The 12,650-nt window shown below is 67.6% G+C and carries 19 protein-coding genes; 6 read left to right on the top strand and 13 right to left on the bottom strand.

Annotated features, from left to right (window positions below; genetic code table 11):
* The first annotated feature begins 803 nt into the window (after positions 1-803).
* The 6 genes from ACWGIF_RS01690 to ACWGIF_RS01665 all read left to right on the top strand — a co-directional run bounded on the left by ACWGIF_RS01690 (position 804) and on the right by ACWGIF_RS01665 (position 4,985).
* On the top strand, positions 804-1,529 hold the full coding sequence (locus ACWGIF_RS01690; RefSeq protein WP_453489414.1) for a hypothetical protein: 726 nt from the start codon (positions 804-806) through the stop codon (positions 1,527-1,529).
* 90 nt (positions 1,530-1,619) lie between these two features.
* On the top strand, positions 1,620-2,855 hold the full coding sequence (locus ACWGIF_RS01685; protein WP_453489411.1) for a helix-turn-helix domain-containing protein: 1,236 nt from the start codon (positions 1,620-1,622) through the stop codon (positions 2,853-2,855).
* Between the two features lie 94 nt (positions 2,856-2,949).
* Positions 2,950-3,180, top strand: coding sequence for a hypothetical protein (locus ACWGIF_RS01680; RefSeq protein WP_453489408.1), 231 nt, complete (start codon positions 2,950-2,952; stop codon positions 3,178-3,180).
* Positions 3,177-3,407, top strand: a complete 231-nt coding sequence (locus ACWGIF_RS01675) for a DUF7848 domain-containing protein (RefSeq protein ID WP_453489405.1) — start codon at positions 3,177-3,179, stop codon at positions 3,405-3,407. Before ACWGIF_RS01680 ends, ACWGIF_RS01675 begins: the two co-directional genes overlap by 4 nt.
* Positions 3,408-3,672: 265 nt before the next feature.
* Positions 3,673-3,807, top strand: a complete 135-nt coding sequence (locus ACWGIF_RS01670; protein ID WP_453489402.1) for a hypothetical protein — start codon at positions 3,673-3,675, stop codon at positions 3,805-3,807.
* The gene (locus ACWGIF_RS01665; protein ID WP_453489399.1) at positions 3,804-4,985 is read left to right on the top strand and encodes a methyltransferase domain-containing protein; all 1,182 of its coding nucleotides are present in this window, start codon (positions 3,804-3,806) and stop codon (positions 4,983-4,985) included. The genes ACWGIF_RS01670 and ACWGIF_RS01665 overlap by 4 nt, the downstream gene beginning before the upstream one ends.
* Before the next feature lie 61 nt (positions 4,986-5,046).
* On the opposite strand, the gene nrdJ is transcribed toward ACWGIF_RS01665, so the two are convergent.
* From nrdJ to ACWGIF_RS01600, 13 genes are all read right to left on the bottom strand, one after another.
* Positions 5,047-7,131: a ribonucleoside-triphosphate reductase, adenosylcobalamin-dependent gene (nrdJ, locus tag ACWGIF_RS01660; RefSeq protein WP_453489396.1), complete on the bottom strand. Its 2,085-nt coding sequence runs from the start codon at positions 7,129-7,131 to the stop codon at positions 5,047-5,049.
* 80 nt (positions 7,132-7,211) lie between these two features.
* On the bottom strand, positions 7,212-7,598 hold the full coding sequence (locus ACWGIF_RS01655) for a hypothetical protein (protein ID WP_453489393.1): 387 nt from the start codon (positions 7,596-7,598) through the stop codon (positions 7,212-7,214).
* Positions 7,598-7,936, bottom strand: coding sequence for a hypothetical protein (locus ACWGIF_RS01650; protein WP_453489390.1), 339 nt, complete (start codon positions 7,934-7,936; stop codon positions 7,598-7,600). Before ACWGIF_RS01650 ends, ACWGIF_RS01655 begins: the two co-directional genes overlap by 1 nt.
* Entirely contained in the window at positions 7,933-9,117 is a 1,185-nt protein-coding gene (locus tag ACWGIF_RS01645) for a hypothetical protein (protein WP_453489387.1), read from the bottom strand. Before ACWGIF_RS01645 ends, ACWGIF_RS01650 begins: the two co-directional genes overlap by 4 nt.
* On the bottom strand, positions 9,114-9,323 hold the full coding sequence (locus tag ACWGIF_RS01640; RefSeq protein ID WP_453489385.1) for a hypothetical protein: 210 nt from the start codon (positions 9,321-9,323) through the stop codon (positions 9,114-9,116). The genes ACWGIF_RS01645 and ACWGIF_RS01640 overlap by 4 nt, the downstream gene beginning before the upstream one ends.
* A complete protein-coding gene (locus tag ACWGIF_RS01635; protein ID WP_453489382.1) occupies positions 9,323-9,523 on the bottom strand; it encodes a DUF7187 family protein in 201 nt (66 codons plus the stop codon). The genes ACWGIF_RS01640 and ACWGIF_RS01635 overlap by 1 nt, the downstream gene beginning before the upstream one ends.
* The gene (locus ACWGIF_RS01630) at positions 9,520-9,843 is read right to left on the bottom strand and encodes a hypothetical protein (RefSeq protein WP_453489379.1); all 324 of its coding nucleotides are present in this window, start codon (positions 9,841-9,843) and stop codon (positions 9,520-9,522) included. Before ACWGIF_RS01630 ends, ACWGIF_RS01635 begins: the two co-directional genes overlap by 4 nt.
* A 2-nt stretch (positions 9,844-9,845) precedes the next feature.
* Positions 9,846-10,307 (bottom strand): toprim domain-containing protein, encoded by a 462-nt coding sequence (locus ACWGIF_RS01625; RefSeq protein WP_453489376.1) that lies wholly within the window; start codon positions 10,305-10,307, stop codon positions 9,846-9,848.
* A gap of 31 nt (positions 10,308-10,338) precedes the next feature.
* Positions 10,339-10,755 (bottom strand): CHC2 zinc finger domain-containing protein, encoded by a 417-nt coding sequence (locus tag ACWGIF_RS01620; protein WP_453489373.1) that lies wholly within the window; start codon positions 10,753-10,755, stop codon positions 10,339-10,341.
* Complete coding sequence (locus tag ACWGIF_RS01615; RefSeq protein WP_453489370.1) at positions 10,752-10,901, bottom strand: DUF7215 family protein; 150 nt, start codon at positions 10,899-10,901, stop codon at positions 10,752-10,754. Before ACWGIF_RS01615 ends, ACWGIF_RS01620 begins: the two co-directional genes overlap by 4 nt.
* Positions 10,902-10,909: 8 nt before the next feature.
* The gene (locus tag ACWGIF_RS01610; RefSeq protein WP_453489367.1) at positions 10,910-11,281 is read right to left on the bottom strand and encodes a hypothetical protein; all 372 of its coding nucleotides are present in this window, start codon (positions 11,279-11,281) and stop codon (positions 10,910-10,912) included.
* A 30-nt stretch (positions 11,282-11,311) separates the two neighbouring features.
* A complete protein-coding gene (locus tag ACWGIF_RS01605; protein ID WP_453489364.1) occupies positions 11,312-12,190 on the bottom strand; it encodes an AAA family ATPase in 879 nt (292 codons plus the stop codon).
* A complete protein-coding gene (locus tag ACWGIF_RS01600) occupies positions 12,127-12,621 on the bottom strand; it encodes a deoxycytidylate deaminase (protein ID WP_453489361.1) in 495 nt (164 codons plus the stop codon). The genes ACWGIF_RS01605 and ACWGIF_RS01600 overlap by 64 nt, the downstream gene beginning before the upstream one ends.
* Positions 12,622-12,650: the final 29 nt, after the last annotated feature.

Raw genomic sequence — 12,650 nt, 5'->3', positions numbered from 1 at the left:
CGCCGTGGATGAGAGCGTGACGAGCACGGCCGCCAGCGGGCGGGGCAAGCGTTCCGCGAGTTGCAACAAGGGCGAGACGGCTGGCTCATCTTCCCGAATCTTGTTCGCAGAGTTGGATTTCGTTTCAGCTGCGTAAGCCCAGGTCAAAGCCCACGAGGACAGCCCCCGCCGAGTGCGGGGGCTTCTTTGTTTCTGTGTTCATACCGTCCAGGGAGATCCGGGTCGCTGCGGGGGGAGATGCCCGAGGCATGTCGTCACCCTCGGAGAAGCGACCGGCTCCCCGCACACAAACCCGTGCATCCAGGTGCTCGTTTCGATGCCGGCTTCGTTTCTGAAGGTAACGACTCTGGCAGAGAGGACCCGGCAGGACGGGACAGCGGAATTCAAAGCTCGCCTTTCAAGATCGTTGAATCTTCACTCTCTCTCCACGGTAACCAAAGGGGGCGAGTGGTACAAACCACACGAGTCCACGCGCGTAGCTTCGGATTCCGTGGAGCGCGCATCTCGTGCCTGACCAGCGGGTTCCGTTGCGAAACCGTGCTGACAACGGTGCCAAGGCGACGAAATCCGAGGTCAGCGGCATACCGGACATAGCTACTGACCAGTTCACTGTCCGTTAACCGGATTTTTGGGTTCCGATCATGGATGTGTGCGTGATTTGATGCGTAAGCAGTTCGGACTTAAGCACTTGAACGTTGCACATCATCTCGGGGGCACTCATGCCTGCACACCGCCGCAACAAGATCAAAGGGCGAGCCAAAACCATCTGGGGAGCCGCGTCCCTCGCGCTCACCATGGGTTGGATGACGTTCGTAGGCATCCGAGGCCCGATCCACGACGACGCTGAAACGCCCGGCGTCCGCCTCGATGACCAGGACCCCCCCGCTGATAAGCGGGACGACGCAGCACCGGATCACTCCATACCCGGAGGGCGAGGCGCGGCTGTCGACGCCGTCGATACCGCCGCCCCTGCTCAGACTCCTGCCGTCCGCCCCCCTGTGCTTGCAACCCCCAACGCCCCGGCCCCGGCGAGTGACGGCCAGGAGGTCATCCCGGAGGGCGTAGTGCAGCCTCCCGCTGAGCGGGCCGCGAGCGGTGCGAAGCCGAAGCAGGCCGCCCCGCCGGCCCCCAGCAAGAAGGCCAGCGAGGACGAAGAGGTCGGGACGTTCATAGTCAGCGGCGAGGTCGTCGCCGAGGGTGATGGCGACATCATCGTCGTCGAGGACCACGAGAGCGTACGCACGATCCTCCCCGAACCGGAGGAGCCGACCGTCATCGATCACCTGAAGGACTTCGTCGGGCACTTCAGGCCCTTCCGCGCGACGATGGCACCCAGGCCCTTCCCGGAGCTGGAGGGCGTGACGCCCGGCCAGACTCCGCTCCCGGAGAGGCTCGAACAGCTCACGCCGAAGCGGCTGCCGCCCGGCATGTTCCAGGCCCTGGCCGAGCCTCAGACGGAGCCCGAGCCCGAGGTTCTGCCGGCCTCAGAGATCCAGGCCGAGGCTGAGCCGGAAGCCATGGCCGGCTGACCTTGCGGTGAGTCAAGTCCCCTTCAGGTAGGTGCTGAAGGGGACTTCGCCGTCTCTTGGGAGGGCATACCCTGGTTGAGAGGTGATTCGATGTCGTCGCTGCAAGAGAACGTCCGGAACCACCGTCGCCGAATCGGGCTGAGTCAAGAGCAGCTCGCCGACGCGGCCGAGCTGTCCGTGAGCGTGGTCCGCAAGGTGGAGCAGGGCGGAAGCGTCTCCGTGGAGACGATCCATGCGCTCGCTCGCGCCCTCGGCACGACGACGTCGGACCTCTTCGCCACCGAAGCACCCGATCCAGTCCACGACAACACTGGCGACGGCCCGAAGCTCTCCGCACTGCGCCAGGCGCTCATGCCGCCGGTCGGACTGCGCGAGGTGATCGTCGAGGCCGAGGTGGCGCCGTCCCTGGCCTCGATCCAGCGGGACATCGACGACAGCCACGCCCTGTACCACGCGGACCACTACGACAGCGTCGCCAAGCGGTTGCCCGGCATCCTTCGGGACGCCGAGGCTGCCGTGAGTCTCTCCGAGGACGACGAGACCCGTCAGAAGGCCGTCATCGTGCGCGCCAGCGCCTTCCTGCTGTCCGGGAAGTACCTCACCCAGGTCAGGCGCTACGACATGGCCTATCACGCGCTCTCACTGGGCATCAGAGACGCCCGCGAGGCCGACGTGAAGCACATCGCCGCTACAGGCGTGGTCGGCATGGCCTGGCTCCTCCTGCGACAGGACCGCTTCGACGAGGCCGAGCGCCTGGCCACCGTGACGGCCGAGGAGATCGAGCCGAGGATCTCGACGGCCAAGCCGGGCGAGTTGGCCCTGTGGGGTGAGCTTCTTCAGCGGGTGGCGTCGGCCGCGATGCGCAACAACCGCCCCGACGTCGCCAAGCAGGCCCGAAGGATGACTTCGACGGCCGCGAGCGCGCTGGACCGGGAGCACGTCAACTTCCGGCAGCACTGGACCACCTTCGGGCCAGTGACGGCCGAGGCGAAGGCGATCGAAGACCTCGCGCTGATCGGGGACCACCGTGGAGTGCTCCGTCGGGCCGACGAGGGCCCCGTGGGAGCCAAGGGACTGAAGCGGTTCGGCCGGCCGAGCGCGAACAACTGGGACAGGCACCGGCTGGATGTCGCGCGGGCCTACGCCAAGCTCGGGTCGCACCAGGACGCGATGGATGAGCTGGGGACGATCAAGCAGTCCTCGCCCGAGTGGCTGAGGCACCAGGCGATGGCCCGCTACATCATGAGCGACATCCTGCACACCCGTAAGAGGACCCTTACCCAGGACATGCGAGAGATGGCCTCCCACCTGGGCGTTTCGGGCTAACTACCACGCTGCATGGCACTTCTTGACGGAGCGCCAGAGAACTACCACGATCCGTGTCTGGTTCACCTTGCTCACGCCTCGTAACTTCGTGGTCATGGCGAGCGACCAAGGAACCAAACCGGAAATCGGCGCGGTGGCCAAGGACTTGGGCACCGGCAAGATCGGCCTCGTGATGGGGGAGGTGGGCGGCAAGGTACAGCTCCGTCCCCTGCGCGGTGGCCTGGAGTGGGAGACCGACCCCGACAAGGTCGTGGTCCCGCCTGCGCAGGAGGAGCTGAGCGCTCGCCTCGCCGTCGCGAACGACCGATCGAGGTGGCGTCCGTGAGCAGGATCTTCGCCCTCGCGGACTGGACCATCACGCCGGACCGCGAGCCGGGCTCCGAGCCCGTCACGCACGCCATGGAGTGCAAGACCTGCGAGGAGAGGTCCGACGCCAGCGGTGACTGGGATGCCCCGCAGTCCTGGGCGCTGACCCACTCCGGACGGAACCCGACCCACACCGGGTACCGCGAGATCATCACGCGCTGCTACCGCACGTCCATGAAGTCATGATGCGGGTCATCGGCCGGTACGCCGGGGTCCTGTTCATCATCATGGTCAGCGCCTCGTGCGGCCTGGTCTTCGGCCTCGCTCTCGCGACGTCTTCCTAAGCTGGCCCGCCCTGAGCTGACTACCCCGTACAGATGGCTCCCCCGCCTTCTGTTGACGCTCAGGGCGGGCCCTCCAACCCCCGCCCAGCGGTGGAAACCCTGGACAGGTCGAGCGGCCGGGCGGGTCGCAAGTGCACGGCACCATCCCATCGAATCGAGGAGAACCCATGCGTGACGCGCGAAGCCCCTGGATCGTGGCCGGCGGCGAGGACGACAGCAGCTCGGGCAACAAGCACGGCGGGGGCGGCAGCGAGGGTCAGGACTCGGGTCACAGCGACACCAACGGGAGCGGCAACAAGTGACCGAGCACGACGTGAGGGAGGCCGGCCTTGACGGGCTGGCCTCCCGGCTCGTAGAGGCAGGAGCCCTGACCTCGGACTGGCTGCCCGCCTACAAGGCCGTGCCCAGGGAGATGTTCGTCCCTGACGTGATCTGGCCTGGCCAGTCGGAGGGGACCGGCCAGGAGGACGCGGTCGACCGTCGTGAGGACCCGGACGCCTGGTACCGGGCGGTGTACTCCGACCTCTCGCTGACGACTCAGTGGGACGACGGGCGGCACACCGGCAAGGGCAAGGGGAAGGTGCCTACCTGCTCGAACTCGCAGCCGAACATGGTCTTCTCGATGCTGGCCACCCTGGACGTGCAGGAAGGCAGCCGGGTCCTGGAGATCGGCACGGGTACGGGCTGGAACGCCGCCCTGCTGTCCGAGAGGGTCGGTTCCCCGAACGTCACCACGGTGGAGCTGGACCCCGAGAACGCCATGGACGCTCGGCGCCGCATCGAGCGGGCCGGTTACTCCCCTCACATGATCGTGGGGGATGGCGCGGACGGGCATCCGGAGGGCGGACCGTACGACCGCGTCCTGGTCACCGCGTCCATGACGGAGATCCCTCGGGAGCTGATCCGGCAGACCAGCCCTGGCGGGGTGATCGTGGCCCCGTACGCCACCACGTACGGAAGCGGGGCGGTCGTCCGGCTCACCGTGCAGGAGGACGGGACGGCGCACGGCCCGTTCGTCGGGTCCGCGGCGTTCATGCGGATGCGTCAGCACCGCGTGCCCCGGCAGCACGTCCGTGAGTACCTCCGCGGGATGAAGTGGCCGGCCGACGGGGTGAAGTCCATGACCAAGCTGTCCCCGGAGGACGTGGGGGACTGGCTGCCGATGTTCGCCATCGGCCTCCAGACGCTCGGCATGTTCCCCTGGGCGGAGCAGTACGACGACGGCTCGTACACGCTCTGGCTGCGGGACCAGGCGGTCACTTCCTGGGCCACGGTGGACTACATCCCCGACGCGGACCAGTACGAGGTGTACCAGTCGGGCGAGCGTGAGCTGTGGGAAGAGGTGAAGGCGGCCTACACCTGGTGGGACCAGAACGGCCGGCCCGGCTTCTCCCGCCTGGGCCTGACGGTGGACGGTGAGAGCGGCTCCCACATGCCGTGGCTGGACTCACCGGACAACCCGCTCCCCATCGTCGGCTGACGACCGGCACAACGCGCGAAAGACCCCCCAGCCGCGAGGCCAGGGGGTCTTCGTCATGCCGCTACCGGACTGGGCACGCTCCGGTCGTGCAGTCCTCGTCCGTGGAGTCCTCGATCGAGGTCACCGCGTAGGTGTTGAACTCTTCCTCGGTGATCCGCTCGTACGGGGACTGGGGGCGGGTGCCGTCCGGCATCAGGGTGGTGCCCTTCAGCTCGGGCAGCCACGAGGCGATGATCTTGGCGGCCTCGTCGACCTCGTACTTACCCTCGGGGAAGTTCACCGTGAACGAGACGGCGTTGTCGGCGAAGCACTCCTGGTACATGGCCTGGAAGGCCAGCATCGCGTGCAGGTCGATCTCGTCGGCGGACTCGACGATCGCCGGGTCGTAGCCCAGCTCCTCGACCTCGGCGACGAGCTTCTCCTTGGTCGGGTAGGCGATCACCATGGTGTTGCCGGACTGGTCGTAGATGCACTTCTCGACCTGGAGGCCGGCGAGCATCGCGTCGTTGACCGTCTTGGCCTGCGCCGGGTCCGGCATCGAGAACCGCACGCGGCGGATGAAGTGCCTGGCGTAGATCGGGTGGATGCCTTCGGTCACGCCGGGCAGCTTGGCGATCGAGCCGGTCGGGGCGACGGTCGTGACCTTCACGGGCTCCGGGATGCGGAGCTGGAAGGCGTACTTCCGGGCCTCCTCGCGGACCGTGTCGTACAGGTCCATCAGTCGGGTGCGGAACACCTCGTTGAACGGAGCCTTCGAGTAGCTGATCCCGTGCTTGGCGAGGAAGCCCTGCACTCCGAGGTGGCCGACGCCGATCCGGCGGTTGCGGGCCAGGAGGCCGGCCTGCTGGTCGTCGTTCACGTCGCCGTAGGTGGCCCGGATCAGGAAGCGCGTCATCAGCTCGTGCGCCCGATGCAGGCCGCGGAGGTCGAGCCTGGCGCCGCTCGCCGTGGGGGCGAAGTAGTCCAGGTTCACGTGACCCAAGTTGCAGTTCTCGGCGGGTTCGAGCGCGATCTCGCCACAGGGGTTTGTAGCAACCACTGTACCAACCTCGCCCACGTTCGAGGCGGAGCTGTTCCAGTAGCCCGGCTCTCCGTTGCGGAGCATCCCGGCGACGACCTGCTTGTGCACGAAGGTGGCGTTGTCGTGCTCGCGGTGCTCCGGGTCGTTCAGCGCGGCGAGGAACTCGTCGTCGATCTCCACCGAGATGTTCGTCGTCCAGTGCTGGGAGCCGTCCGCCTTGCACCCCAGGAAGTCGTCGATCGCGTCGTCGTTCCAGTGGCAGATCGCCATGCGGGCCGAGCGTCGGACGCCGCCCGAGACGACGCACTCGGCGATGGCGTGCGCTATCTCCATCGCGTCGACAGGGGAGAGGTGCGAGCCGAAGCCGAAGAAGTACGGGTCGACACTCCTGTTCATGACGGCCGCGATCTCCAGCATCATGCGGGCGAAGGGGCCCGGACCGCTCGCGGTGCCGCCGAAGGTCTTCAGACGGCTGCCCTTGCAGCGGACGCGACTCACGTCGTACACGCGGTCGGCGTGCTTGACCGGCTCGTCGGTCATGAAGGTGTCGAGCAGGTCCACCATGGCGTCGGACCAGCCCTCGCGGGAGTCCTCAACCTCGAAGGCCCCGGCCCAGTCGGAGTTGTACTCCTCGGACAGGACGCCCGCGGCCTTCATCTCCTCGTAGTCCTGATGCATCGGGTCGCACACGATGTGGACCTTCAGCTCACGACGCGGGGCTCCGTAGGGGGCAAGGAAGCGCGAGGAGTAGTTGGCGCCGACACCGCCGCCCTCCATCAGGCGCATGAACTGGAACTCGAAGTGCCGGCTGAGCCTGGTGCCCCAGGGGGCGACGTGGCAGTTGAAGAGATACTGGCGGCCCTTCACGCCTGTGGCCCACAGGTGGCGGCCTGCGGGGATGATGGCGAAGCGGTCCATGTGGGAGACCAGCTCGTCGTATTCGGCCTTCACGTCCGCGCTCCAGGCGCTCATGTCGTTGCCGTGGACGAGGGCGAGGTTGCCCTTGGCGACGCGGCGGACGGTGTCCGGCCACTGCTCCTTCGAGCCATCGGCCAGGGTCCGGCTGTAGGTGCGCTCGTAGACGGTCTTGCCGGTCGGGCCGAACGGAACGTCGAAGTCAGTCACTGAGTAAAACTCCCTTGTCTCTCTATCACACTTGGATCAGCGAGGGGGCGGGCCATCAAGACCCGCCCCAGTCCTCGCTCTTACGCGGCGGCCGACTCAGGCAGCGAGTCGTAGCCGTCCACGTAGGTCTCGCCGTTCAGCCAGGCCGTCAGCTTCCCGACGCCTCGCTCGTGCCGCCGCATCGCGGTCGACGGCTCCACACTTTGGAAGGCGGCGATCACCTTCAGCTCGACGTCCAGGACGTGCCGCATCAGGACCGCCTGCCGCTCGACGAGCGTGAGGTTCGCGTCCCGCCAGGCCCGCCGCACATCGGACAGCGCGGCGAAGATCGAGTTGCCGTGGCTCGGGTCCGAGTAGCCCTTGGGCATCCCGTCCTCGACGTACACCTCGGACTTGATGCCGTACGCGGCCTCTGCGTCGAACAGGTACGGCAGGACGTGCTCGACGTCCGCGCGCTGGTACCCCATCAGGCCGCACTCGTGAGCACGTCGTACGAGGCGTGTCCGGCGCGGTGGCCGGCCTCGGTGAGGAACTTGTCCCGGAGCCTCTGGTGCAGCCAGCGGTGCAGCACGCCCGGCCCCTGCGCGAGCGCTACCCGCGCCTTGCGGTGATGGGTGGCGAGGATGATCTGCGCCTCCTGGTAGGCGTCCTCTTCCTCCAGGGTCAGGCCGTAGTCGCGGCCGAAGGACCGGGCGACCGCCTGAACGATCCCCTTCACGCCGTCCTCGGCGAACAGGGCCCAGTCGGCGTACGCGGCCTCCGCAGTGTCGGCCGTCGTCTCCTCGATGTCGATCAGGTTGATCAACCGTTCACTACCTCCTTCACGGGCACGCGCCCGTCCTTGGTCACTGCGACGATCAGGCCGGGGGCTCCGGTCGTCCCCTTGGCGTGCCGCCACCACGTGGACTCGCTCTCCATGGCCGGCGGCTGGAGGAACGTGCGCGGCCCGTCCGTGTCGACGTGCTCGTGGTGCAGGTGGCCGGCGAGCAGGAGGTCCGCCTGGTGCATCGCGGACTCGCGGTTGAAGGCTTGCCCCTTCCACCACTCGAAGTGCTTGCCGGGCCTCCACTGGTGGCCGTGGGCATGGGCCGCGACGGTGCCCGAGCAGTCGACGACGACGGTCAGCTCGTCCGTGTCGGGGACGTAGAACTCGACGTGCCCGAACAGGCCGGGATTCAGGCCGGCCGCGTCCTTCACTGCGATCAGGGACTCCGTGTCGTGGGAGTCGTCGTAGCGGGTCACGCCCTTGCCGTTCACCCGTACCGCTTCGCCGTGGTTGCCGGGCACCGCGGCCATCGTCAGGCGCTCGACCAGCGGCGCGAGCGTGAGCATCGCGTGCAGCTTCACCCGGCGGTCGAGGCGGATCTGCTCGGTCAGCGTGAGCGGTGTCCGCCACACGTTGGCGCCGCCCTGCGACTGGAAGCCTTCGATGTGGTCACCGAGCCATGCGACATGGACGTGGCCGACGTCGAACCGCTGCCGGTACCAGGACAGTCGCTCGGCCGCCTCGTTCAGGCACTCGACGGTGCGCTGAAGGGTGCCCTCGACGCCGTCCCCGTCGATTTTCCCGAACTGCATGTCGCCGAGCGCGATCACGAACGAGTGGTCGCCGCCCTCCCGCCGGGCCGGGCCGGGCTCGTACGCCTGGATCGTGGCCAGCAGGTCGTCGATCGCGTACGTCTGCTCGACCAGGCCCTGACGGGCGAAGGTGAAGCGGGTCGACACGCCCGTGTCACCGTTGGCCATCGTCCACTCCGAGGAGCGGAAGCCGGTGGCCCGCCACTCGGCCGGCTCCAGGCCCTGGGTGCGGAGGTAGGCGGTGGCTGCGTCCTCGTCGACCCCGTCAGCTGGCCCCCGGACGGTCACAGCCGCCTGGTCGCCGGTCACCTCGATCTGCTTGGTGAAGTCCCGGTCCGGGTCCGTGGTCCTGGCGGGGACGCTCGGCCCGACCGGCTTCGCGAGAAGCTCGTCCTTCAGCGTTGTCACTCTCGTGCTCCCTCTGGCGCGAGGGAGCGCCGATAGGTTCGGATCGTCGTGGCGGACACGTCGTGTCCGTGCTTGCGCAGGGTGGTGGCCAGCCAGTCGGCTGACGTGCCCCCGAAGAGGTGGTCGAAGAACAGGTCCCGCTCGCGTTCGCCGAGGGAGGCCCAGATCCGATCGAGCGAGGGGCCGGCGTTACCGGGGAGGGGCACTAGATCACCCCCATCTCGGAGACCCAGTACGCCTGGACCAGCTCGAACGTCTCCTCGCGGGTGAAGCCCTCCTCGCGCAGTGCCTTGCGCAGGTCGCCGACGATGGTGGCCGCGCGCTTGACCGCCGCGTAGTGGTCGATGACCGGCAGCTCGATCGCGTCGGTGTCGGGCGGCTCGGGCCCGAACTCCTCCTCGTTCATCGGTCGGCCTTGTCGATGCGCTCGACCTCGCTCAGGGCTGCGGCGGCGAGCTGGACGAGGGAGTACCGCAGCTCCAGCGCCGTGCTCGCGCCGACCTCGAAGGCGAGGGACAGGAGCAGTGCGTCGAGGCTGCCCGTCTTGGCGTACTCGCGGCCCCAGGCGGCTGCCCTGCCGTCGTGGGACTGGCGCCGGAAGGCGGGCGTCGGGGTGGTGGTGCCGACCCTGCCCATCTCGGCCTTCAGCTCGTCGAGGAGCTTGGCCAGGGGGTCGACCTTGCGGGGGGCGCGCTTCGGCTTTGCTGTCGTAGTCGTCTGTACCACTATCACACCTCGTCGTCGATAAGAGACAGGACCGCGTCAGCGCCCCCTGCCAGGTAGGTGTCGGTTACGTCGCCGGCCCGCAGCCGGACGGCCTTCGCCGTGCGGAGCTGGCGGCAGATCTTCGCGGAGAACTCCGCGCCGGCCTCGTCCGGATCTCCCCAGACCCAGACCCGAGAGAAGCCGGCCAGCATCCGGCGGTGCCGGGGCTGCCACATGTTCGCGCCGGGTGCGCCGACCGCGTACAGCCCGAGCTTGCGCAGGACCGCCCGGTCCAGCTCGCCCTCGGTGATGTGGATCGTGTCGCCGGCCTCGTGGATGGAGTCGATCCCGTACATGCGCGGGACGTCGTCCTTGATGGTGTTGTACTTCCCGTGGAAGAAGTCGCGGTGGTTGTGCTCCTGGAGGCACCGGAAGCGGATCGTCAGCGGCTTGCCGTTGCGGTCCAGGTAGGGGATGGCCAACATGCCCCGGTACTTCGCGTGACCGGGGAACGGGTCAGCGACGACGCCAAGTCGGGCGGAAGTTGCTTCCTCCCTTCCCAGCCCCCTTGCGTGCAGCCACTGTGCGGCCTCCGCCGTAAGCGCTCCTTCGTACGCCCGCGTCGCTTCCTCCAGCGTCTCCCGCTGGGAGGCCGAGAGTGGCCGCAAGGGCTCGTGCTCCTCGGAAATCGGTCTCCTCCTTCAACATGATCATGGTGTAGCTGTCGCCGCCCTCGCCGCAGGAGTGGCACTTCCAGAGCCCGGCGTCGAGCTTGTAGGACATGGACGGGGTGTTGTCGTCGTGGAGCGGACACTTGCCCATCCCCGTGTTCCGCTCCGAGTTGAAGTCCACCTCGAAGTGCTCCATCACGGCTTCGAGGCTGGGCTTGTTCTCGTCGTCGTGGTCGGCCTCGCCGACCCTGCGGTACCTCACGCCACCCCCTGAAGGTCCACCCCGTACGCCTCCTCGATCGCGAGGGTGGTGGTCAGGTCGGCGTCCGGGTCCTCGATGTAGGCGAAGAACGCCTCCGTCTCGTCCCACAGCTCGTTGCGCTCGTCCTGGGTCATGTCCGAACCCATGAAGCCGATCACTTCGGGTCCAGCCCGAGGTAGTTCTCCAACGTGGTGAGCACGTACGCCTGGCGCCAGTTCTTGCCTCGGGCCTTCACGACGGCGATCGAGGAGACCGCCCGCTCGTCGAGGCCGCGGTGCTTGGCGAAGTTCAGGCGCTCGACGCCTGCCTCTCGGACGAACGTGGACGGCTCGAACTTCGCGTTCTTCGCCTCGATCACCAGGAACTCGCCGGCCAGGCGGATGACCATGTCACCCTCGTCCTCGGTGCCGGCCAGGCGCAGGGACTCGACATCGAACCCTTCGCCGCGCAGGCCCTCCCGGAGGTCCGTCTCCCACTGCGAGCCCTTGCGCTTGTTGCGCTTGTTCCTTGCCGCTGCGTCGGTCACTCTATCACACCCTCTCACTATCACACCTGGTCATGAACCGAGGAGCACCTTCGTCGGGGACCACTCCTCTTGGGGGGCCGCCTTCGCGGCCTGGATGATCTGCCTCGGCTCCGCCCGGCGGAAGCGGGTGTATTCGGGTTCGCAGATCATCGTGGTGTAGCGCTGTGCGGTCGGATCGCACGGGCCCATGCGCTGCTTGACGCACGCGACGTGGTACGCCAGCGACGTCGGGTCGAGCGCGACGGACAGGGACAGCTCGGGCTTCTCGGAGAGGCCGCCCTTGATCTGATCCCGGCTCGGCGGGTTCCAGGGCGACGTCTTCGCCTCCCACGCCTTGTCACTGGCGTGGTGCAGCAGGATGACCGTCGCGCCCGTGTCGCGGGCCAGCTCGGTCGCGCCCTGCATCACCGCCATCTGCTCGGTGTAGTCCGACTCCGCGTTTTCGAAATCCATGAGGTTGTCGAAAACGATCACTTCGGGGTACGCGTCCCACAGCTCGATGTACGCCTCGATCTCCTCGTCGATCTGCCGCCAGGTGATCGGGCTCCCGAAGGAGAAGGTGATCTTCGAGTCGGCAAGCGCGTCGAGGTACGCCTGGCGGTACCGCCCGCCCTCAGCCATGCCCGCCTCGACCATCTCGGTCGTATCCCTGGTCGCCATCGACGCCAGCCGCGAGGACGCCGTGAAGGCGCTCATGTCGGCCGAGAAGTAGAGGGTGGGCAAGTTCATCTGCGCCACCCAGAACAGGGCGAAGCCCGACTTCTGCGTGCCTGACCGGCCTGCGATCATCACGACCTCGCCATGACGAGGGCGGACCCCGGCGGCGTACAGGTCAGTGAACGCCTCTATACGAGGGAGTTCACGGCCCGACTCCGCATGGAGCGAAAGAGACCTACCAGGGGTGAGCACGTACCGGACTCCTCTCCGAGGACGATGACCCGCTGAACGCCAGCGGAAGCGATGAGGGTGGTGCAGGCCGGGCACGGGCGGCGCGTCACGTACAAGGTGGCGCCGGGCAACTCGTGCGGGTCTGCATGGAAGATGGCGTTCGCCTCGGCGTGGACCGCCGGGCAGTTCGAGTAATCAGAGTTCGGCTCGCACTCCTCCGCGGAGAGCCGGCCTCGCGGGCAGTTGCCTGCGCTCTTACAGCCGGGGAGCCCGGCCGGAAGGCCGTTGTAACCGACGCTCAGCACGCGATGACGACGACTGAGCAGCACCGCCCCGACCTGGGCGCGGGTGCAGTCTGCGCGGGTTGCGACCGCCTCGGCGATCGACAGTGCCCACTGGTCCCAGCTTGGACGCACTCGGGACCTCCTTTCAGCGGGGCTTCCGCCCGCCATCTCCCTCCTTCCTGGTCTCGTTCCGGACG

Source organism: Streptomyces sp. NPDC054849 (genome assembly GCF_053610945.1).
Note: the sequence above shows the minus strand (reverse complement) of the source record. Positions and strands in the feature narration are given on the sequence as shown.